This is a genomic window from Fontimonas sp. SYSU GA230001 (assembly GCF_040066175.1).
GTDB lineage: Bacteria > Pseudomonadota > Gammaproteobacteria > Nevskiales > Nevskiaceae > Solimonas.
In genome coordinates, this window is record NZ_JBEAAM010000015.1 from 1 (window position 1) to 21350 (window position 21350).

Consider the following 21350-nt stretch of genomic DNA (forward strand, 5'->3'; position numbering starts at 1 on the left):
CAGTTGTTCCTTTCCATCAGCAAAGCCCAGCGTCCCGCCGCCTGACAGCCCCTCACTCAGACCCACCCTTCAGGCTCATCTCTGGATTGGAAAGGACTGCACAGGATCGCATCGATCCGTCAGCTCGACTCCCGCATCAGCGGCCATGCCGCGCGCAGGTGCGCCGGCGACACGGTGTCGCGTAGCGTGGGAGCGGGAGCCGGCGCATTGACCTGCGCCGATCAGCCCGACTCCCGCATCAGTGGCCATGCCGCGCGCAGGTGCGCCGGCGACACGGTGTCGCGTAGCGTGGGAGCGGGAGCCGGCGCATTGACCTGCGCCGATCAGCCCGACTCCCGCATCAGTGGCCATGCCGCGCGCAGGTAAACCGCCATGCTCCACAGGGTCAGTGCGGCAGCGACGAACAGCAGCACATAGCCCAGGTCGTACCAGTTGATGCCGAAGGTCTCGATCTTCCAGATCATCATGCCGATCGCCGTCATCTGGAACGCGGTCTTCCACTTGCCGATCCAGCTGACGGCGACGCTGGTGCGCTGGCCCAGTTCGGCCATCCACTCACGCAATGCCGAGATCGTGATCTCGCGGCCGATGATGATGGCCACGATCAGCGCCAGCATGCCGCTGGGCTGGGCGTGCAGCAGCATCACCAGGCAGACGGCGACGAGCAGCTTGTCGGCGACCGGATCGAGGAACGCGCCGAACTTGCTGGTCTGGTTCCAGCGCCGCGCCAGCCAGCCGTCGAACCAGTCGGTGATGCCGGCCAGCGCGTAGAGCACGGTGGCGACCTGACGCGCATACGGCAGATCGACGTAGAACAGAACGAGTACCACCGGGATCACGGCAACCCGCATCAGTGTCAGGAACAGCGGCAGCGTCAGCTTCACGTCGGCGGCAGGATGGTGGCGTCCGGCAAGGATAGCGGAGCGCTGCCCGCTAGTGAAAATGCGCGTAGATGCGTTCGGCCAGCGTGCGTGAGACGCCTTCGACCCGCGCCAGCTCGTCGATGCCGGCGCGCTTGAGCTGCGCCAGACCACCGAAGGCGCGCAGCAGAGCGCGGCGTCGCGCCGGCCCCAGGCCTTCGACGTCCTCCAGTCCGGAAGTCAGACGCGCCTTGTCGCGGCGGCCGCGATGGCCGGTGATGGCGAAGCGGTGCGCCTCGTCGCGGATCCGCTGGATCAGGTGCAGGGCCGGCGAGTCGGCCGGCAGTCGCAGCGGCTGGTCCTGCTCGGGCAGGATCAGTTCCTCCAGGCCCGGCTTGCGTGTCGGCCCCTTGGCGATGGCGATGACACGCAGGTCGAGAATCTCCAGCGATTCCAGCGCCTCGAGCGCGGCATTGAGCTGGCCCTGCCCACCGTCGATGAACAGCACATCCGGCAGCGTGCCCTCGCCGTTCTTCGCCTTTGCGAAACGGCGCGCCACCGCCTGTCTGATCGCAGCGTAATCGTCACCCGGGGCGATGCCGTCGATGTTGAACTTGCGATAGGCGGCCTTGAGCGGGCCGTTCTCGTCGAAGACGACGCACGACGCGACCGTGCGTTCGCCCTGCGTGTGCGAGATGTCGAAACATTCCATGCGCTGGGGCGCCCGCTCCAGGTCCAGCGCCCGCTGCAGGTCGAGCAGGCGCTGGTCCATGCTCGCCGCTTCGAGCAGATGGGTGGACAAGGCCTGCTGCGCGGTCTGCTGCGCCATCTCCAGCAGGCGCAGTTTCGGGCCCCGCAGCGGACGATGCACGCGGATGCGTCGGTGCGCGTGCTGGCTGAGCGCCTCTTCGAGCAGGCCGGCATCGTCCGGTTCGTGATCGATGAGGATTTCCGTCGGCGGCGCCTGCTGCAGATAGTGCTGGCTCAGGAAGCTTTCCAGCAGTTCTTCCGGCGGCGTCTCCGGCGGATGCCGGGGGAAGTGGCTTCGGTGCCCCAGATTGACGCCGTCGCGCACCGACACCACGGTCACGCAGCTCGTGGCGGGATGCGAGGCGACGGCGACGACATCGACGTCGTCCGCACCGCCGGTCATGGCCTCGTTCTGCCGCACGCGCTTGAGCGCGGCGATCTGATCGCGCAGGCGCGCGGCCAGTTCGAACTCCAGCTTCTCGGCCGCCTGCTCCATTTCCGTGGTCAGCTCGCGCGCCAGCTCGTCGCCCTTGCCTTCGAGCAGGCGCTCCGCCTTGCGCAGTTCCTGGGCGTATTCCGCGGGGCTGACGAGGCCGACGCAGGGCGCGCTGCAGCGCTTGATCTGGTACTGCAGGCACGGCCGGTCACGGTGCGCGAAGAAGCTGTCGCGGCACGGCCGCAGCCGGAACAGCTTCTGCAGCGTCTGCAGGGTTTCGCGCACCGCGGACGCGCTCGGGAACGGGCCGAAGTAGCGGTCGGGCGCATTCCTGGCTCCGCGGTAGTACGAAATGCGCGGATACTCGTGCGCGCTGAAGCGCACGTAGGGATAGCTCTTGTCGTCGCGGTAATAGACGTTGTAGCGCGGCTTCAGATCCTTGATCAGCGTCGCTTCGAGGATCAGCGCCTCGTCTTCGGTGTGGGTCAGCGTGACTTCGACGCGGCGGATCTGCGCGACCATGCTCTCGATGCGCGGATTGCCGCTGGCGCGCAGAAAGTAGCTCGACACGCGCTTGCGCAGGTTGCGCGCCTTGCCGACGTACAGCAGCTCGTCGCCGGCGCCATACATGCGATAGACGCCGGGCAGCGTGGACAGCTGAGAGAGAAACGCCTTGTGGTCGAAAGGCGCTGGCGTCGGCTTCATCCGCCTGGCTGCACCGCTGCGTTCATCCGGCGGAAACGTGTTCGCTGCGCTCTTCCAGCAGGCCGTAGCGCATCGCCATGCGCGTCAGCTCGACGTCGTTGCCGACCCCCAGTTTCTCGAACAGCCGGTAGCGGTAGGTGCTGACGGTCTTCGGCGACAGGTGCAGGCGGTCGGAGATCTCCTGCGTCGAATAGCCCTTGGTCACCATCAGCATCACCTGCGTCTCGCGCTGCGACAGCTGGTCGAACGGCGACGCGCCGCTCGGCCCCTTGACCAGGCTCGCGGCGAGGTTGCCGGCCACGTCCGCGGCGACGTAGTGGCCGCCGCCGTGCACGCGCCGGATCGCGGTGACGACCTCGTCGGCCGCCGAGTCCTTGCTGATGTAGCCCGCCGCACCGGCCGCCAGCATGCGGCTCGGATACGGCTCCTCCAGATGCATCGACACGACGATGACCTTGGTCGCGGGGCTGCGCTGCAGCAGCCGCCGCGTCGCCTCCAGCCCGCCGATGCCGGGCATGTTGATGTCCATCAGCACGACATCCGGTGCCACCGAGCGCACCAAGTCGAGCGCCTCCTCGCCGCTGCTTGCTTCCGCGACCACTTCCATATCGGCGACCTCGGTCAGCACGCGCTTCAGGCCCGCGCGCACCAGACGATGGTCGTCCACCAGCATGATGCGAATCATCCGAATCTCCTTGCCACGGGCCGATCTTAACAGCGATCGGCACGGCCGAAGTCGGCGCGACGCCCCGAACGTCATGGAAACGTCCCTAAACGGTAACGCGTCCTCCCTAGCCTGCGCTTCCCTTTCGACCGTCACCCCTACAGGACAGGAGTCAACGTGAGCCATCACCCCGTGGAAGACAGCAACCGTTCCGACAATCCGCAATTCTCGTCCATCGTCGAATCCCTGATCAGCCGCCGCGGCCTGTTGCGCGGCTCCGCCAGCGCCGTGGCGTTGGGCGCCGCGTCTGGCCTGCTGCTGTCCGGCTGCAGCGACGACGGCGGCGAGCCGCGGCGTCTGGGCTTCGCGCCGGTCGCCAAGAGCCTGGAAGACCGCGTCGCCCTGCCCGCGGGCTACTCGGCGCGTGTGCTCTACGCCCTCGGCGACCCGCTGGCCGCCGGCCTGGCCGAGTATGCCAACGACGGTTCGGACGACGGCAACTGGGATCGGCGCGCCGGCGACCACCACGACGGCATGGCCTACTTCCCGTTCCCCAAGGGCAGCGGCAGCGCCACCGAGGGCCTGCTGGCCGTCAATCACGAGGCACTGACCGACATCTATCTGCACGCGAACGGCCCGACCAGCATCCAGGGCCGACGCCCGCTGGCGGAGGTCGTCAAGGAGCAGCACGCGCACGGCGTCTCGGTCATCAAGATCGCCAAGTCCGCGAATGGCTGGGCGGTGGACCGCGGCGCGGCACAGAACAAGCGCTGGCACGTCAACAGCCCGATGCAGATCAGCGGGCCCGTGGCGGGCAGTCCGCTGCTGGTGACCAAGCTCTCACCGGACGCGACGACCACGCACGGCACGCTCAACAACTGCGGTCATGGCGTGACGCCCTGGGGCAGCTTCCTGACCGGCGAGGAGAACTGGTTCGCCTATTTCACCGTCGATGCGGCGAGCGACACCCCGGAGCTGGCCCGCTACGGCATCAAGTCCAGCGCGCCCGGATTCAACTACCGTGGCTGGGACACGCCGCTGATGGCCGGCGATCTGCAGAAGCGCTTCAACCTCGCGCAGACCGGCGCGTCCGCGGCGACGGACTTCCGCAACGCAGCCCATCACTTCGGCTACGTCGTCGAGATCGACCCCTACGATCCGACGGCCACGCCGAAGAAGCGCACCGCGCTGGGCCGCTTCTCGCACGAGGGCGCGTGGTTCGCGCCGGCCGTCGCGGGCAAGCCGCTGGCGGTGTACATGGGCGACGACGCGCGCAACGAATACATCTACAAGTTCGTCTCGGCGGCCAACTGGGACCCGGCCGACGCCAACGGCGGCCTGGCAGCCGGTGACAAGTATCTCGACGCCGGCACGCTCTACGTCGCCCGTTTCGACGAGGACGGCAGCGGCACCTGGATCCCGCTGACCACCAGCAATCCCGCCCTGGCCGCCTTCAGCGCCGACGAGATCCTCATCCATACGCGCAAGGCGGCCGACGCCGCCGGCGGCACGAAGATGGACCGCCCCGAATGGGGAACGGTCCACCCGCTGACCGGCGAGGTCTATGTCACGCTGACCAACAGCTCCAGCAGCTCCAGCGGTCGTGGCCAGGGCGGCGGCAGCTCGCAGCCGCTCGATGCGGCGAATCCGCGCTGCTACGACGCCGATACCGGCAGCCTGACGGACAGCGTGAACGGCAACGTCAACGGCCACATCATCCGCTGGCGCGAGGCCAACGGCTCGGTGGCCGCGACCCGCTTCCGCTGGGACATCTACCTGTTCGGATCGCGCGCCAGCTATCCCGCCAACGTCAACGTGTCACGCCTGACCGACGACAACGACTTCTCGTCGCCGGACGGCCTGTGGTGCGATGCGCGCGGCGTGCTGTGGATCCAGACCGACGACGGCGCCTACACCCGGCCAACCGCCAACGATCCGAAAGCGACCAACTGCATGATGCTCGCGGCCCTGCCCGGCTCGGTCGGCGATGGCGCGACGGTGACCATCGGCACGCAGAAGACCTATGTCGGCGCCCTGCCCCGCTCGGAGACGCTGGCGCGCTTCCTGGTCGGCGTACCGGGATGCGAGATCACCGGCGTCGATCTGACGCCGGACTACAGGACGATGTTCGTCAACATCCAGCATCCCGGCGAGAACGGCAGCCTGACGGACTTCGAGAGCAACTGGCCCAATGCCAGCCGCAATGCGCTCGATCTCGGCACGCCGGGAGTGCGGCCGCGCTCGGCCACCATCGTCATCACGCGCGACGACGGCGGAGAGATCGGCCTCTGAAACGGCCTTGCCCCAGCCGTCCGGACGGATTCGGGCCCGCACCGCGGGCCCGATTTCTTCGCACCGGCGTGGCACCGACCCACGCCATCGCAGGGATCAGGTCGCTGAGCGCCCCTGCCCGGCCCGCCCTTTCGACCAGCGCTTGAGGTGCTCATAGACCTGCCGCTCGATCGCCGCGCAGCGCCGCAACTGCCCGGCCAGTTCGTGCAGGCCGGGGCCTTCACGTTTGCGCGAAAACTGCGCGCCGAGCAGCGCGAACTGGCGCCACTGGTCACCGGCCTCGGTCATCCGCGCCGAGGCTTCGAGCAGCGCCGGCTGTTGCAGGGCCTCGCCGCAGTCCTGCAGGAACGCGGCGTACATGAAGCGGAAGCCGCCGCCGCCGGTGCCGATCTCCTCCTGCATGCGCACGATGTTGCCGACCCACAGGCGCTGCACGCGCGGATCCGGGATCTTCCGGTCGAGCCCGGCGATACGGTCGGCGACGCGCTCGATGGCGCGCACGCCGACGATCGGCACCGGCGCGTGCAGCATCATCTTCCAGGTCTTGCCGATGCCGCGCCGCACCGCGGCGTCGAGGTCGAAATCCGCCTTGAACGCGAGCGGCCGGTACATCAGGCCCTTGGGTGCGAACACGCCCCGGGCGAAGCGCGCCTTGCGCAGATCCGCCGCCGGGCAGCGCTGCGGCCGGTCGAAGACCGGATCGCTGATCAGGTAATCGTCCCCTTCCCGGCCATAGACGACGAGGTTGTGCGCATTGAAGTGGAAGCGCATCTCCGGCGGGAAGTACGGCAGCCAGTACACCGAGGTCTGCAGACCGACCGGGCGACCGGCGGCCAGCTCGGCGTCGAGCGCCGCTTCCGCAGCGGCCGGGTCGCGGAAGGTGCGGCGCTCCATCGTCAGGCCCAGCGACTTGCGCAGGCCCTTGTAGATGCTGCCGGGCGGCATGCGGTAGGTGGTCAGCGGAAAGCCGCCGACCTTCAGGAACGGCAGATGCGCGAAGGTCAACGTGGCCGACAGGCCCAGCGCCATCGGCTCGCTGATCTTCAGGCCGTAGAAACTCAGCAGGTTGGCCGTGACGCCGCTTTCGCAATGGCCTGCGTGCTTATGCTGAAACGTATTAACAATCAAGGAACTGCCTTTAATTGTTCAAGTGAGATGCCGAGTGCATCGGCATAGCGGCTCAGGAGCCGGTCGGGCAGGCGCGCGAACACCGCCGGACGCAGGTGGCGGCGGATGCGCCAGCGCCAAAGGCCGGTGGTCTGCGCCAGGGTCGGCAGGTCCATGCGGCGGTCGTACATGTGAAATTCCAGCGGCGCGGCCTCCCCGCGCTGCACGCGGGCGCGGGCTTCGTCGGCCAGGCGCCGGAACTCGGCCACGGCGTCGCCGGTGACGGTCGCCTCGACCTCCCAGCCGCTCGAGGCGACGGTCTCGTAGCGTCCCGCACGATCGAGCGCATACATTGCCTTGCGCGCGTCGCCGAAGTGCTGGACGCGGTCCTGCGGGACCTCGTCCTCCCTCATGCGCCCACCACGCTGAAGCAGGCGAAGGCGATCGAGAAGCGCCCGCTCTCCGGCACGTAGCACAGAAGACGCTGGCCGGGGCGCAGCCGGTCCGAATGGAACAGTTCGTCGAGCATCAGGTACATCGACGCGGCGCCGACGTTGCCCTTGGCGCTCAGGTTGGTGAACCAGCGCTCCTGCGGGATCTTGAAGTGATCCGGCATCACTTCCGCCATGACGCTGCGGAAGTGCTCCGACGAGTAATGCGGCAGGAACCAGTGCACGTCGTCGAGGGCCAGCCGGCGACGCTGCAGCATCGCGCGGAACGCCTTGCCGGAGCTGACACGGATGCCTTCCTCGAGCAGGCGCACGTCCTGCTTGACCGACAGCACCGAACGCTGCGCGACCTCTTGTGCCGATCCGTACTCGCGCCAGCCGCGCAGCGTGCCGTCCTCGCGCTTCTCGGCGCCGGCGAACATGCAGGGTTCCAGCTCGTTCGCGTAGGAGTACTGGTCGATCCATTCGATCTTCAGCGACAGGCCGGCCGCGTTCGGCCGGTCCTGCAGCAGCATCGCACCGGCACCGTCGGACAGCATCCAGCGCAGGAAATCCTTTTCGAAGGCGATGACCGGGCGCTTCTCCAGCGCGGCGACGCGGGCCGCGTTCTCGGCCTCGAAGTTGCCGGCGCGCATGAAAGTGGACGCCAGCTCCGAGCCGGTGGCGACCGCGTGGCGCGCCTGGGCGCCCAGCACCGACAGATACGCGTACTTGAGCGCGGTCAGGCCGGACACACAAATGCCGGAGGTGGCCACGACTTCGCAGGGCCGCGAACCGAGCTCGCCGTGCACCATCACGGCGTGGTTGGGCATCAGCTGATCCGGCGAACTGGTCCCGCAGACCAGCACGTCGATGTCGTCCAGCGAAAAGCCGTTGCCGGCGAGCCGGCGCACCGCCTCGGCGGTGAGCTGCGCGTTGCTGTGGGTCTGTGCGCCGGTCGCCGGATCGATCGCGTAGTGGCGCGAGCGGATGCCGTTGCTGCGCAGCACCAGCGCACGTGCGCGGGACGGCCGCCCGCCGACCTGTCCCAGGACCGGCTCGATGTCGTCGTTGGCGATCGGGGCATTGGGCAGGAAGGCCGCAATGCGCGTGACATAGACGCCGTCAGCCACCCGCGTCCTCCGCGAGGCGTCCGCGCCCCGAGCCCGACGGCTGTTCGAAGTAACGTTTCTGCTCGGCCAGGCGCCGGCCGTTCAGCGCGTGGACGATGCGGCGGACCAGCATGGTCACGGGCACGATCGTCAGGATCATCGCGACCAGGAACAGCGCATAGACGGCCAGCACCGGCTTGCGCTGCGGCGCGCCCTGCGGTCCGATCGCGCGCAGCAGCCGTCCCCAGATCAGGAAGCTGCGGCGACCGATCTTCTCGCTCGGCACCAGGCGCATGTCGGCCTCGACCGCACCCAGCCCCTGCAGCACCGGCGCGCGGCCGTCGAGCCGGCCGTCCCGCAGCGCCGCGGCCAGCGCCACGCCGAAACGCGACGCTTCGCGGATGCGCTCCGGCGCGATGCCGGGTGGCGGCAGGCCCCAGAAGCCGTCGGTCCTGCCGGTCAGCATCCAGCGCGGCGTGGTGATGAAAGTCGCCAGGCTGCTGCCGGCATCGGTCAGCACGACGTTGTCGGACAGCCGCGCGCCGGCCTCGGCGAGCAGGCGCTTCACTTCCTCCTGCGCCATGTGCCACATGTTGCGGCAGGCGATGACGGTCACCACCGGCGTATCACGCAGCAGCGCACGGCCCTGGGCGGACTTGAGAAAGGCGGTGACCGGCGGCGCCGGCGACAGGAACCAGACCGTGTAGGCCAGCACGATCAGGTCGTAGCACCGGCCTTGCGGTACCGCCAGCGGCTGCAGCGGAGGCGGATCGAGATGAACGGTTTCCGGGAACTGGTCGAAGAACCGGAAGAACGGCCACGGGAACGGGTACGGCCGCACCGGTACCAGCGGGCACCAGTCCACCTCGACGCCATCGGTCCCTTCCAGTGGCGCACAGACCGAGCGCGCGACGCGCTCCAGCTGCCCCGTCTGGGAGTAATAGACCACCAGAACCCGCTTCATCCCCTTTCCCCGACAGCCTGTGGAAGCGGCAAACGACGAGGGCGCGATCATCGCGCCCTCGTCCTCACCGCATGATCCCGGCCAGTTTAGTCGAGATAGGCGTAGGCCGGCAGGGTGAGGAAGTCCCCGCACTGCGACGCGGTGGACATGCGCGCGAACATGCCGGCGGCCTCGGCGAAACGGCCCTTGTAGTAGCGCTCGTCGCCGAGCTGCTGGCGGACCGTCGCCAGTTCCTCGTCGATCATGCGCAGCACCAGCTCGCGGGTCACGGTGCGGCCGTCGGCCATCTTCACGCCGTACTTGAGCCACTGCCAGACCTGCACGCGCGAGATCTCCGCCGTCGCGGCGTCTTCCATCAGGTTGTGCAGCGGCACGCAGCCGTTGCCGCGGATCCAGGCCTCGATGTACTGGATGCCGACGTTGATGTTGTTGCGCAGGCCGCCTTCGGTGACCTGGCCCTCGGGCAGCATCAGCAGATCCTCGGCCTTGATCCTGCGGTCGGCGAACTTCTTGTCGATCTGGTTGGGCTGCGGCATGTGCTCGTTGAACACCGCCATCGCCACCGGCACGAGGCCCGGGTGCGCGACCCAGGTGCCGTCGTGACCGTTGTTGACCTCGCGCAGCTTGTCGGCGCGGACCTTGGCGAACACTTCCTCGTTCTTCGCCGCGTCCTTGGTCGGGATGAACGCGGCCATGCCACCCATCGCCTGTGCGCCGCGCTTGTGCGTGGTCTGGCACAGCAGCTTGGAGTAGCTGTCGAGGAAGTGACGGTCCATGCCGACGCTGTGGCGGTCCGGGATGATGCGGTCGGCGTGGTTCCGGAAGGTCTTGATGAAGCTGAAGATGTAGTCCCAGCGGCCGCAGTTGAGCGCAACGATGTGGTCGCGCAGTTCGTAGAGGATCTCGTCCATCTCGAACGCGGCCCAGATGGTCTCGATCAGCACCGTGGCCTTGATCGTCTTCTGCGGGATCTTCAGCAGGTTCTGCGCATCCTTGAAGATGCTGTTCCACAGGCGCGCCTCGAGGTGCGACTGCATCTTCGGCAGATAGAAATACGGGCCGGTGCCGCGCTTGAGCAGTTCCCTGGCGTTGTGGAAGAAGTACAGCGCGAAATCGACGATGCCACCGGGCGCCGGCTTGCCGTCGATCAGGATGTGCTTCTCGAGCAGGTGCCAGCCGCGCGGGCGCACGATCAGCGTGGCGATGTCCTTGTTGAGCCGGTACTCCTTGCCTTCCGGCGAGGTGTAGGTGATGCGGCGGCGAACGGCGTCCATCAGGTTGATCTGGCCGTCCATCATCAGCTCCCAGGTCGGCGCCGCCGAGTCCTCGAAGTCCGCCATGAAGCACTTCGCGCCGGAGTTGAGCGCGTTGATGATCATCTTGCGATCGACCGGCCCGGTGATCTCGACGCGGCGGTCCTGCAGGTCGGCCGGGATACCGGCGATCTGCCACTTGCCGTCACGGATCTTCTTGGTCTCCTTGAGGAACCCGAGCTTGAGCTTCTTCGCGTCCACCAGCGCCTGGCGCTGCTCACGGTAGGCCAGCAGCTTCTCGCGGATCGGGCCATGCTTGCGCACCAGCGTGGCGACGAACTTGAGCGCCTCCGGAGTCAGGATCTTCTTGTAGGCCGGGTTCATTGCGCCGAGGATTTCGACGCCCTTGACTGCGCTCATCTGAACAACCTCTCTTGATCTAAGGGGGATACTTGAAACCATAGCGCCCAGAAAAACAGGCGCGGACTTTAGCTTTTTTTGATAGTCGGGACCATGGAGAGTCCCGGCTTACCCATGGATGGGCGCATCGCTCACGACGATGCCATCCGCATCCGCGTACAGCCATGCGCCTGGCTTGAAGGTCACGCCGGCGAAGCTGACGACTTTGTCCTCGACCGCCGAGTGCAGGCCCTTTTCCGACTTGCGCGGATGCGTCCCCAGCGCCTTGACCCCGACGTCCTGCTCGGCGATCTCCTCGGAGTCGCGGACATAGCCATAGACGACGATGCCGGCCCAGTGGTTCTTGACCGCGAGCTGGCCCAGGTTGCCGCCGACCAGCGCACAGCGCGTCGAACCGCCGCCATCGACGACCAGCACCCTGCCCTCACCCGGCTTCTCCAGTGTCGCCCGCACCAGTGCGTTGTCCTCGAACACCTTGATCGTCTTGATCGGCCCGTGGAAGGCGATCCGGCCGCCGAAGTCGCCGAAGATCGGCTCGGCCACCTGGGCCTCGGGATGGGCGTCGGAAAGGTCGGTCGTGGCGTAGGTCATGGCGAGCGGAGCGGACGGGATCGGGAGGAGTGGAATGGGTCAGACGCCGATGAACGGCGAACGCCGGTCGGCGATGCGCGCGACGACCGGCATCGCCAGCGCGTAGAGCACGAAACCGATGAAGGCGATCAGCGTCCACGCCGGCAGCGAGATCCCCAGCCACGCGGCGTCGATCTTGGCGCAGTTGCCGTCGCCCTTGAGCACCATCGTCACGACTTCCATCACCGGCAGCATGCCCAGCAGGTAGTCGAGCGTGGGGCCGCAGGCCGGCACCTGGTCCGGCGGCAGGGACTGCAGCCAGACGTGGCGGCCGGCAATCGCGGCCCCGCCGGCGGAAGCCAGGGCCGCGAGGATCGCGTAGATCCAGCGGCCGCCGCGCCGCGGCGCGTGCAGCGCCGCGATCAGAAACACGATACCGGCGGCGAGCATCGCGATGCGCTGGAAAATGCACATCGGGCACGGCTCGTAGCCGCGGAAGTGCTGCAGGTAGAGCGCGAAAGCCAGGCCCATCACGCAAGCCCCGAAGCCGAGCAGCGCCAGCCTGCGAAACGAAAGGTTCATCGGCGGAAAGGAACGAAGGCGTGTGGACCAATTATCCCGCAAAGCGCACGGCGTGCGAACTGCGGGCACTCAGGCGCCGACGACGGGAATCTTGCCGATCGATGCAGCGATCTTCGCCTGCCACTGCCTGGGGCCGGTCTCGTGCACCGAGGTGCCCTGCGCATCGACGGCGACGGTCACCGGCATGTCCCTGACCTCGAACTCGTAGATCGCCTCCATGCCCAGGTCGGCGAAGCCGACGACTTTCGCGCTGCGGATCGCCTTGGCGACCAGGTAGGCCGCACCGCCGACTGCCATCAGGTAGGCGCTGCGGTGCTTCTTGATGGCCTCGATCGCCGCGGGGCCGCGCTCGGACTTGCCGATCATCGCGATCAGCCCGGTCTGCGCGAGCATCATCTCGGTGAACTTGTCCATGCGCGTGGCCGTCGTCGGCCCGGCCGGGCCGACGACCTCGTCGCGCACCGGATCGACCGGGCCGACGTAATAGATCACGCGGTTGCGGAAGTCCACCGGCAGCGTCTCGCCCCGTGCGAGCATGTCCTGGATCCGCTTGTGCGCGGCGTCACGGCCGGTGAGCATCTTCCCGTTCAGCAGCAGCGTCTGCCCCGGTTGCCAGCGCGCCACCTCGTCCCGGGTCAGCGTGTCGAGATCGACGCGGGTCGCGGTTTTCGTGTCGGGCTGCCAGGTGACCTTCGGCCAGTCCTCCAGGGTCGGCGTCGGCAGCACCGCCGGCCCCGAGCCGTCGAGGTGGAAGTGCACGTGCCGCGTCGCCGCGCAGTTCGGAATCATCGCCACCGGCAGGTTGGCCGCGTGCGTCGGATAGTCGAGCACCTTCACATCGACCACGGTGGTGAGTCCGCCCAGGCCCTGCGCGCCGATGCCGAGCCGGTTGACCTTGTCGTACAGCTCCAGGCGCAGTTCCTCGGCACGGTTCGACGGCCCGCGCACCTTGAGTTCGTGGATGTCCACAGGCGCCATCAGCGCTTCCTTGGCCAGCAGCATCGCCTTTTCCGGCGTGCCGCCGATGCCGATGCCGAGGATGCCCGGCGGACACCAGCCGGCGCCCATCGTCGGCACCGTCTTGAGCACCCAATCGACGATCGAGTCGGACGGATTGAGCATCGCCATCTTCGACTTCGCCTCGGAGCCGCCGCCCTTTGCGGCGCAGATCACCTCGACGTGGTGGCCCGGCACGATTTCGGTGTGAATGACCGCCGGCGTGTTGTCCTTCGTGTTGGTGCGCTTGCCGGCCGGATCGGCGAGCACGGAGGCGCGCAGCTTGTTGTCCGGGTGGTTGTAGGCGCGGCGCACGCCCTCGTTGACCATGTCGGTCAGCGACATCGTCGCGTCCCAGCGCACGTCCATGCCGACCTTGAGGAAGACCGTGGCGATGCCGGTGTCCTGGCAGATCGGACGATGCCCCTCAGCGCTCATGCGCGAGTTGGTCAGGATCTGCGCGATGGCGTCCCGCGCCGCCGGATTCTCTTCCCGTTCATAGGCTTCGCCGAGCGCCTTGATGTAATCGAGCGGGTGGTAGTAGCTGATGTACTGGAACGCGTCGGCGATGGACTGGATGAAATCGTCCTGGCGGATCGTGGTCATGGTCGGTAGTCGCGCGATGAACCGGGGGCGCGCATGCTACCCCGTTTTTGCGCGCCGGTTCAGGCCGCCGCGTACAGGCGATGGCTGTGATGCGTCGTCGGTTCCCAGAGGGCGATGCCGTTGTCGATCGCCGCCGCCGACAGCAGCGGCGAGGCACCCGACGCCGCGCTTTCGACGAAAGCGGCTTCGATCACGCGCACCAGCGCGCGCACGTTGCCGTGCCAGCGGCACTCGCGGATGCGTTTCCACGCCGCCTCGTCGATGCCGCCCGGCGCATTCCACGTCGTGCAGTTTTCGCCGAGGCGCGCCAGTGTCGCGGCGACCACTGCGATCATCTCCTCCTCGCGGCGACGCAGTTCGGGGACTTCGAGCACCGCGGCACCCAGGCGCGTGAACTCGTCGATGTTCACCGCCGCCTGCAACTGCGACCAGGTCCGGTTCGAGGCGAACAGCAGCGCGCACTCGAGCGGGCGCTTGGCGGAGGCACCGAACGGCAGGTACTGGCCGTTGTCCAGGGCCTCCATCAGCACTTCCATGACCGGGCCGCTGACGCCGTGCGCCTCGTCGATGAAGCAGACGCCGTCGCGGGCCTGCGTGAACGCGCCGTGACGGGCGCCGGCGCCGGGAAACGCACCGGCGACATGGCCGCACAGCAGCGACTTCACCGCCGCCTTCTCGCCGGTGTTCTCCGCGGCGAGGTTGACCGACACGAACTGCCCGCGGCCGCGCACCAGGTGATAGAAGTAGGCCAGTGAGGTCTTGCCGCTGCCGGGCCCGCCGAGCAGGTAGGCGCGTGCGATGCCGTTCTCGGCGAACGCACGGATGCGTCCGACCACCGCCTGCATCTCCGGACTGAAGACGAAGAAACTGCGGAATGCGGGACGCTCCACCTCGGCGGCCACCGGCATGCGGATGATGTTGTCCTCGATGCCATGGCGCAGCCGGTCGGGCAACTGGCGCATCGCGTCCTCGACCGTCGGCGCCAGCAGCAGACGCAGCCCGACCAGTCGGCCGCTGCGTGCGCGGGATTGCAGCCAGCGTCCCAGCACCGCGAGTTGATGACCCTGCACCGCGACGACCAGCGTCGCCGTCCTGCCCGCCTCGCGCGCGGCCAGCACACGGTCCGCGAGCGGATCGAGACGTGCGGGGTCCACGAACAGGCTCAGCGCGAATTCCTCGTCGAGCACCGCTCCGGCCGAGGCCGGTGTCCGGATCTCCTCGGCGCTGCGCAACACGCAGCTGCGCCCTGATGGCAACAGCTGCGTCACGACGCCCTGCAGCGCGGTATCGCGCAGGCCCCATTCGGCCGGGGTGTAGATCGCGAGAAACGGTACCGGCTGGCCCGTGGCGGGATCGGTGACGCGGCGGCGCAGACCGCGCCAGCTGAGGTCGAACATGAAGGCCCCGTTCGGGTCGAGACTGGCACCGCAGCCTACGCGGGCACAGGACTCGTGCCCGGCGACGGCGGCGGATCGTGCCCGTCGGGCCGATCAGCGGCGCTTGCGTCGTCCGCCGACGCCACCACGGGTCAGTTGCGCGGGATCGAGCATGCGGCGCAGCTCGGCCAGCGGGAGACCGGTTTCCTCGGCGGCGACTTCGACGATCGGCCGGTTCTCGCGCCAGGCACGCTTGGCGATCGCCGCGCCCTGTTCGTAGCCGATCACCGTGTTGGCGGCAGTGATCAGCACCGGGTTGAGCTGCAGCGCCTGCGCGATGCGATCCGCGCGGATGCGGAAACCGTCGATCGCCCGGTCGGCGAGCAGGCGCGAGGCATTCGCCAGCAGACCGATACTGTCGAGCAGACGGTCCGCGACCAGCGGCAGCATCACGTTGAGCTGGAAGTTGCCGGACTGCGCCGCGACGGTGATGGCCGCATCGTTGCCGATCACTGCCGCCGCGACCATGCACACCGCCTCCGGGATCACCGGATTGACCTTGCCGGGCATGATCGACGAACCCGGCTGCAGCGCCGGCAGCTCGATCTCGCCCAGACCGGCCAGCGGCCCGGAGTTCATCCAGCGCAGATCGTTGGCGATCTTCATCAATGCGCAGGCGAGCACGCGCAGCTGGCCGGACAGCTCGGCGGCCGTGTCCTGGCTGGACAGTGCCTCGAAGTAGTTGGTCGCGGGGCGGAAGCGGATGCCGGTGTGGCGGTACAGCCCGGCGCACACGCGCCGCGCGAACTGCGCAGGCGCGTTGATGCCGGTGCCGACGGCCGTGCCGCCCAGCGCCAGCGCGTGCAGCCGCGGCCGCGTCGCCTCGATGCGCTCGACGGCGTGCCGGACCTGCTGCGCCCAGCCGGACAGCTCCTGCTCGAAGCGCAGCGGCATCGCGTCCATCAGGTGCGTGCGCCCGGTCTTGACCTGCGTACCGACGCTGCGTGCCTTGCGCCGGATCGACGCTTCGAGCCGGCGCAGCGCCGGCAGCAGATCCTGCTTCAGCGCCAGCGCGGCGGCGACGTGGATGGCGGAAGGAATCACGTCGTTCGACGACTGGCTGCAATTGACTGCGTCGTTGGGATGTACGGGCCGCCCCAGCCTGCGTCCGGCGAGATGTGCGATCACCTCGTTCGCGTTCATGTTGCTCGACGTACCCGAGCCGGTCTGGAACACATCGACCGGGAACTGCGCATCGTGGCGGCCGTCGGCCACCTCGAGCGCCGCCGCGACGATCGCCGCGGCCTCGCGTGCGTGCAGCAGGCCCAGATCGGCGTTGACCTCCGCGGCCCTGGCCTTGATCAACGCCAGCGCGCGCAGGAAGCCGCGCGGCATGTGCCTGCCGGACACCGGAAAATTCTCGACGGCACGCTGCGTCTGCGCACCCCACGCGGCGTCCGCGGGCACGCGCAGTTCGCCCAGAGTGTCGTGTTCGATGCGGAACCTTTGGCTGGCCATCGCGTTTCTCCCGAGCGTCGCTCGGATAAAATAGCGCCGTTCGTCCAGCTCCACACCGGCTGGGCGCCACAGCCCCACCGGCATCCTTCATGAACCTGACCTCGCTGTCCGCCATCTCCCCCATCGACGGCCGCTACGCCGAGAAGACCGTCAAGCTGCGCGAAATCTTCAGCGAGTACGGTCTGATGCGCTATCGCGTGCTGGCCGAGATCCGCTGGCTGGAGACGCTCGCGGCGCACAGCGGCGTCGCCGAGATCCGCGCACTCTCGCCGTCCGCGCGCGAGAAGCTGGAACGCATTGCCGAGAACTTCACGCTGGAGGAAGCGCAGCGGGTCAAGGCGATCGAGGACACGACCAACCACGACGTCAAGGCGGTCGAGTACTACTTGAAGGAAAGGATCAGCTCGCATCCCGAGCTGAGTGACATCAAGGAATTCATCCACTTCGCCTGCACCTCCGAGGACATCAACAACCTCGCGCACGCGCTGATGCTCAAGGACGCGCGCGAGAAGGTGCTGCTGCCGGCGATCGACCGGCTGATCCAGGCCATCGTCGGACTGGCCCACGCCTACGCCGAGCAGCCGATGCTGTCGCGCACGCACGGCCAGCCGGCGTCACCGACGACGCTGGGCAAGGAGATGGCGGTTTTCGCGCAGCGCCTGCGCCGCCAGCGCGCGCAGTTCGCGCAGGTACAGATCCTCGGCAAGATGAACGGCGCCGTCGGCAACTGGAACGCCCACTACGCCGCCTACCCGCATGTCGATTGGCCGGCGATCACGCGCCGGTTCCTCGCCGATCTGGGCATCGACGAGTCGCCGGCGACGACACAGATCGAGCCGCACGACTACATCGCCGAATACTTCCACGCGCTGTCGCGCCTCAACACGATCCTGATCGACTTCTGCCGCGACATCTGGGCCTACATCTCGGTCGGCTACTTCAAGCAGAAGACCGTCGCCGGCGAAGTCGGCAGTTCGACGATGCCGCACAAGGTCAATCCGATCGACTTCGAGAACGGCGAAGGCAACCTGGGCCTGGCCAACGCGATCCTGCAGCACCTCGCCGAGAAACTGCCGATCTCGCGCTGGCAGCGTGACCTCACCGACTCGACCGTGCTGCGCAACCTCGGCGTCGGTGCCGCACACGCGCTGGTCGCCTACCAGGCGATCGGCAAGGGCATCGGCAAGCTCGAAGCCGACGCCTGGCGCATGGGCCAGGACCTCGAAGCGAACTGGGAAGTGCTCGGCGAGGCGATCCAGACCGTCATGCGCCGCTACGGACTGCCGGAGCCCTACGAGCAGCTCAAGCGCCTCACGCGCGGACAGAAGATCGGCCGCGACGCGATCCGTGCCTTCGTGTCCGAGCTGGCGCTGCCAGAGGCCGAAAAGCAGCGCCTGCTGCAGATGACCCCGGCCAGCTACACCGGCAATGCGGCCGAGCAGGCCAAAGCCGTCTGAGGATCGTCATGGCCGTCGCCGGAACACACGAACCGCCGCAGCCGCAGATCGTCGTCGGCCTTGCCGGGGCGATCGCGGCCGTCGGCGGCGTGATCGGACGGACGCGCAACGAATTGGCGATCCTGAGTTGCCGTCTCGAACCGGTGCTGTACGGCGATCAAACGGTGGTGGATGCCTTGCGTCGGCTCGCGCTGCGCCACGAGCGCGTGCGTATCCGTATCCTCGTCAATGAACCCGACCTTGCGATGCGCCGCGCGCACCGATTGGTGGAGTTCGCACGCAGAGTCACCAGTCGCATCCAGTTCCGCCAGCTGCCGGACGACCAGCGGGGGCTGGTCGAGGACTGGGCGATCGCGGACAGCTCCGCCGTCTGGCACCGCGACAATCCGGAACAGCTCGAATCACGCCTGATCGACTCCAGCCTCGAAGCGCTTCTGCGGCTACGCCGCTTCGACCCTCTGTGGGAGTCTTCGGTGCCGGCGCGGGCCTTGATGGAGTTGCACATCTGAGGCGTTGAGGCGACCGAGTCCGCCGCGTCGGCCTCCGCCCCCCCCCAAGAAAGGGGGTACCGGCCGCTGGCCGCGTGGGTTAGTGTCCCGACCATCGTGGACCGATCCATCAGGCGCATGACGCGCAGCAGCGGGTTGAACGACAGCAGGGCGCAAGGCTACACCGCCATCGAACTGCTGGTCACGATCGCCGTCCTGGCGATCATCACCGCCTACGCGATTCCCGCCCTTGGCGAGATCGTCGTTCGGAACCGGCTCGCCGTGCAGGCCAATGAACTGGTTGGAGCGCTCAATTACGCCCGCAGCGAGGCGGTCAGCCGCGGCGGGACGGTGGCGCTCTGCCCGTCTCGGCCGCCCTATACGGCTTGCGACATTTCGAGCAGTTGGTCCGAGGGTTGGGTCGTGTTCGCGGATGGCGGTGTCACCGGCGCGATCGATGATGCCGCCGATGTGCTCCGAGTCTTCGATGCACTCCAGAGCGGCAGCACGCTCGACGCGTCCGGAACGCAGGCCGTGCGCTACCTGCCAGACGGCTTTCTCGACGCCAGTGCCCCGTCCACGTTCACCCTGCGCCCTGGCCAGTGTGCTGGTCACGACCTGCGGATCATCCGGATCACGCCGCAAGGACGGCCGCAGGTCCGCACGGCTTCGTGTTGAGCGGGGCTCATCCGACGATGAATATCCACCGCGGATTCACCTTGATCGAGGTGCTGGTGACGGTCGTGATCCTCGCGATCGGCCTGCTGGGACTCGCCGGCATGCAGATCGTCACGCTGCAACGCGAGAGCGGCTCCACGCAGCGCATCGAAGCGGTCAACCGCGCCTACGACCTGCTCGACCGCATGCGCGCCAATCGCTCGCAGGCGCTGGCGGGCCGATACAACGTCGAGCTCGGAGCGACGCCGTCGGGGGCCACGCTGGCGGATACCGATGTACGCATCTGGAAGCAGACGTTGGCGGCCGAACTGCCAGACGGCGACGCCAGCGTCCTGGTCGAAGACAGCGTCGTCAGCATCAACATCGTCTGGAGTGATGCCGGCGATGCCGGCAATCCGGTGACGCTGAATCTGCGCACCCAGCTATGACCTTCAAGTCTGCCCGGTTGCGTCAACGCGGCGTTGGCCTGGTCGAGTTGATGATCGGCCTCGTGCTGGGGCTCGTGGTGATGGCCGCGGTTTTCCAGATCTATCTATCCAGCCGTCGCAGCTTCGTCGTCTCCGAGTCGCTGGCTGCACGCCAGGAAGCGGTGCGCTACGTCACGACGGTGGTGTCCAGAGACGCCCGCATGGCTGGTTACTTCGGCTGCCTGCGTCGAGGCGCCGAAATCACCAATACGCTCGATGCGGACGCCGGCGACTTCGCTTATCGATACGGGCGCTACGTCGATGGCTTCGACGCCGACGCCGAAACCTGGTCTCCTGCCCTGCCAGGTGTGCTCGTGAATGTGACACCCGGAACCGACGTGTTGACGCTGCGCGGAACGTTCGGGCCGGAGGTGTATATCGTCAAGGAGATGCCCAATACCTCGGCGGACCTCAAATCCAATCCAGTCAACCCGGCACCGTTCGCGGATGGCGACATCGCTCTGGTGACCGACTGCGCGCACGCCGCGGTCTTCCAGATCACGAGATACAACCTAAACAACTCCGGCGGGCCGAACGCGCACTTCGGCAATATCGTTCACAACACCGGCAATGCATTCACGCCGGGCAACAGGACCAAGGATCTGGGACGCCGTTACCCGGTCGGCTCACAGATCGCGCGCATCGACACCATCACGTACTTCGTCCGCGACAGCGCGAGTGGCACGGGGCCTGCCCTGTGGCGCCGCACCGAGGGTGAAGATCCTGCCGAGCGCGAACTGGCCGAGGGTGTCGAAAACCTGCAAGTGCTGTACGGAGTCGATGTCAACGGCGACCGTGCCCCGGACGCATACCGGACGGCTGCCGAAGTTGACGCTGCCGGGGACTGGGGCGCGATCGTGACACTGCGCGTCGCCATGCTCGTCGCTGGAACACGTGACCGCGCGGGTGAACGTGACCCGCGCAGCTTCGACTTGCTGGGAACGTCCGTGGGGCCGTTTTCCGACGGGCGCCTGCGCGACGTCGTCGAACTGACTCTGTCCCTGAGGAACCAGCTGCCATGACTGACATCTGCGCAACACGTGGGAGCCATCGGCAACGCGGCGTGGTCCTCGTCGTCGGGCTGGTACTCCTGCTGGTGCTGACGCTGATCGGTGTCGGCGCGATGCGCTCAGCGGTACTCGAAGAGCGTATGACCAACAACACACAGGACCTGCAGATTGCGTTCCAGTTTGCCGAAGCCGGGCTGCGCGAAGGCGAAGCTCTGCTGCAGCTGCCGACCCTACCGACGTTCAATAACACCAACGGGCTGTACGTCTATCACCCGCCGACGGACGCAGACACCCGCTATGTGGCGTTGTGGAACGACGCCGGCACACAGTGGCGCAATGCCACGATCACCGGCGATGCCGCTCTCGGCCTCGCCCATGCCCAGTACCTCATCGAACAGGTTCAACCACCGCCACCGCCTGCGGAGCCCCCGCTATCCTGCGAAGCCGCGGCGGGAGGCGGGGCGGCGGGCGGCGGCAGCTTGGCGGCGGACAGTGAAGTCCAAATCCGCACCGCGACCTGCTACCGGATCACCGCCCGCGCATGGGGCGCTACCGGTGCCAACAATGCCGAACCGATGGTCATCCTGCAGTCCACGTTCCAGCGCTGAGGA

At 67.6% G+C, this 21350-nt stretch carries 20 protein-coding genes; 7 read left to right on the top strand and 13 right to left on the bottom strand.

What is annotated here, in order from left to right:
- Positions 1-323 precede the first annotated feature (323 nt).
- The 3 genes from pgsA to uvrY are packed head-to-tail and all read right to left on the bottom strand — an operon-like array spanning position 324 to position 3436.
- Positions 324-884: a CDP-diacylglycerol--glycerol-3-phosphate 3-phosphatidyltransferase gene (gene pgsA, locus AAG565_RS09090; RefSeq protein ID WP_348819267.1), complete on the bottom strand. Its 561-nt coding sequence runs from the start codon at positions 882-884 to the stop codon at positions 324-326.
- A 49-nt stretch (positions 885-933) separates the two neighbouring features.
- Complete coding sequence (gene uvrC, locus AAG565_RS09095) at positions 934-2751, bottom strand: excinuclease ABC subunit UvrC (RefSeq protein ID WP_348819268.1); 1818 nt, start codon at positions 2749-2751, stop codon at positions 934-936.
- A gap of 22 nt (positions 2752-2773) precedes the next feature.
- On the bottom strand, positions 2774-3436 hold the full coding sequence (gene uvrY, locus AAG565_RS09100; RefSeq protein WP_348819269.1) for a UvrY/SirA/GacA family response regulator transcription factor: 663 nt from the start codon (positions 3434-3436) through the stop codon (positions 2774-2776).
- Positions 3437-3592: 156 nt separating this feature from the next.
- On the opposite strand from uvrY, the gene AAG565_RS09105 reads away from it, so the two are divergent.
- Entirely contained in the window at positions 3593-5707 is a 2115-nt protein-coding gene (locus AAG565_RS09105) for a PhoX family phosphatase (protein WP_348819270.1), read from the top strand.
- Between the two features lie 96 nt (positions 5708-5803).
- On the opposite strand, the gene AAG565_RS09110 is transcribed toward AAG565_RS09105, so the two are convergent.
- The 10 genes from AAG565_RS09110 to AAG565_RS09155 all read right to left on the bottom strand — a co-directional run bounded on the left by AAG565_RS09110 (position 5804) and on the right by AAG565_RS09155 (position 16639).
- Positions 5804-6835, bottom strand: a complete 1032-nt coding sequence (locus tag AAG565_RS09110) for a BtrH N-terminal domain-containing protein (RefSeq protein ID WP_348819271.1) — start codon at positions 6833-6835, stop codon at positions 5804-5806.
- Complete coding sequence (locus AAG565_RS09115; protein WP_348819272.1) at positions 6832-7227, bottom strand: hypothetical protein; 396 nt, start codon at positions 7225-7227, stop codon at positions 6832-6834. Before AAG565_RS09115 ends, AAG565_RS09110 begins: the two co-directional genes overlap by 4 nt.
- On the bottom strand, positions 7224-8375 hold the full coding sequence (locus AAG565_RS09120) for a beta-ketoacyl-ACP synthase III (protein ID WP_348819273.1): 1152 nt from the start codon (positions 8373-8375) through the stop codon (positions 7224-7226). The genes AAG565_RS09115 and AAG565_RS09120 overlap by 4 nt, the downstream gene beginning before the upstream one ends.
- Positions 8368-9318: a dialkylrecorsinol condensing enzyme gene (locus tag AAG565_RS09125; protein WP_348819274.1), complete on the bottom strand. Its 951-nt coding sequence runs from the start codon at positions 9316-9318 to the stop codon at positions 8368-8370. Before AAG565_RS09125 ends, AAG565_RS09120 begins: the two co-directional genes overlap by 8 nt.
- 86 nt (positions 9319-9404) lie before the next feature.
- Positions 9405-10991, bottom strand: coding sequence for a malate synthase A (gene aceB / locus AAG565_RS09130; RefSeq protein ID WP_348819275.1), 1587 nt, complete (start codon positions 10989-10991; stop codon positions 9405-9407).
- 108 nt (positions 10992-11099) lie between these two features.
- Complete coding sequence (rraA, locus tag AAG565_RS09135) at positions 11100-11582, bottom strand: ribonuclease E activity regulator RraA (protein ID WP_348819276.1); 483 nt, start codon at positions 11580-11582, stop codon at positions 11100-11102.
- Between the two features lie 39 nt (positions 11583-11621).
- Complete coding sequence (locus tag AAG565_RS09140) at positions 11622-12143, bottom strand: disulfide bond formation protein B (protein WP_348819277.1); 522 nt, start codon at positions 12141-12143, stop codon at positions 11622-11624.
- Between the two features lie 69 nt (positions 12144-12212).
- On the bottom strand, positions 12213-13745 hold the full coding sequence (locus AAG565_RS09145; protein WP_348819278.1) for a fumarate hydratase: 1533 nt from the start codon (positions 13743-13745) through the stop codon (positions 12213-12215).
- A 59-nt stretch (positions 13746-13804) separates the two neighbouring features.
- On the bottom strand, positions 13805-15142 hold the full coding sequence (locus tag AAG565_RS09150) for a sigma 54-interacting transcriptional regulator (protein WP_348819279.1): 1338 nt from the start codon (positions 15140-15142) through the stop codon (positions 13805-13807).
- A gap of 93 nt (positions 15143-15235) precedes the next feature.
- Positions 15236-16639, bottom strand: a complete 1404-nt coding sequence (locus tag AAG565_RS09155; RefSeq protein ID WP_348819280.1) for a class II fumarate hydratase — start codon at positions 16637-16639, stop codon at positions 15236-15238.
- Between the two features lie 89 nt (positions 16640-16728).
- Here AAG565_RS09155 and purB point away from each other — a divergent pair, with 89 nt between their 5' ends.
- From purB to AAG565_RS09185, 6 genes are all read left to right on the top strand, one after another.
- Complete coding sequence (purB, locus tag AAG565_RS09160) at positions 16729-18096, top strand: adenylosuccinate lyase (RefSeq protein WP_348819281.1); 1368 nt, start codon at positions 16729-16731, stop codon at positions 18094-18096.
- Positions 18097-18104: 8 nt separating this feature from the next.
- The gene (locus AAG565_RS09165) at positions 18105-18605 is read left to right on the top strand and encodes a hypothetical protein (RefSeq protein ID WP_348819282.1); all 501 of its coding nucleotides are present in this window, start codon (positions 18105-18107) and stop codon (positions 18603-18605) included.
- Between the two features lie 117 nt (positions 18606-18722).
- Entirely contained in the window at positions 18723-19262 is a 540-nt protein-coding gene (locus tag AAG565_RS09170) for a GspH/FimT family pseudopilin (protein ID WP_348819283.1), read from the top strand.
- 17 nt (positions 19263-19279) lie between these two features.
- Entirely contained in the window at positions 19280-19690 is a 411-nt protein-coding gene (pilV, locus tag AAG565_RS09175) for a type IV pilus modification protein PilV (protein ID WP_348819284.1), read from the top strand.
- Positions 19687-20751: a PilW family protein gene (locus AAG565_RS09180; RefSeq protein ID WP_348819285.1), complete on the top strand. Its 1065-nt coding sequence runs from the start codon at positions 19687-19689 to the stop codon at positions 20749-20751. Before pilV ends, AAG565_RS09180 begins: the two co-directional genes overlap by 4 nt.
- Complete coding sequence (locus AAG565_RS09185; RefSeq protein WP_348819286.1) at positions 20748-21347, top strand: PilX N-terminal domain-containing pilus assembly protein; 600 nt, start codon at positions 20748-20750, stop codon at positions 21345-21347. The genes AAG565_RS09180 and AAG565_RS09185 overlap by 4 nt, the downstream gene beginning before the upstream one ends.
- Positions 21348-21350 lie beyond the last annotated feature (3 nt).